Source organism: Fundicoccus sp. Sow4_H7 (assembly GCF_052115865.1).
Taxonomy (GTDB): domain Bacteria; phylum Bacillota; class Bacilli; order Lactobacillales; family Aerococcaceae; genus Fundicoccus_A.
Genome location: NZ_JBQKME010000039.1, coordinates 1 through 326, shown reverse-complemented (window position 1 = coordinate 326; position 326 = coordinate 1). Strand labels below are relative to the sequence as shown.

Below are 326 nucleotides of genomic sequence, written 5' to 3'. Positions count from 1 at the left end.
CTTTTTCTTTGGTTCCGGTTCATAGAGTCGTGTCATTAATAAAATACGATCTCTAAAATAGCTGAAATTGCGATATCCATAAGCATTTCTTTTTAGTACTTTTATTTTATTTTATTATTAATACCTTCTAACGGTCCATTTGTAAGGCCAGTATAAGTAAAACTATTATGAATATAATCCTTATATTTTTTCAATGTTCTCAATACCCGCTTTAATCCTGAAAATATTTTACGTTGTGAAGCTTGCTGAAGTGTCGTTTCAAATAACTCCCAGTTTTTCATACGATAGGCTTGTCCTAAGCGATGAACAACATAATAGGTGTCTTT

The 326-nt window shown here is 31.0% G+C and carries 2 protein-coding genes; both read right to left on the bottom strand.

The window, feature by feature from the left end:
* The coding region (locus tag ACTQ54_RS12455) for a hypothetical protein (RefSeq protein ID WP_441757258.1) at nt 1-105 on the bottom strand (105 nt) is incomplete at its 3' end.
* A partial coding sequence (locus ACTQ54_RS12450; RefSeq protein WP_441757257.1) for a transposase occupies nt 102-326 on the bottom strand: 225 nt, incomplete at its 5' end. The genes ACTQ54_RS12455 and ACTQ54_RS12450, both read right to left, overlap by 4 nt.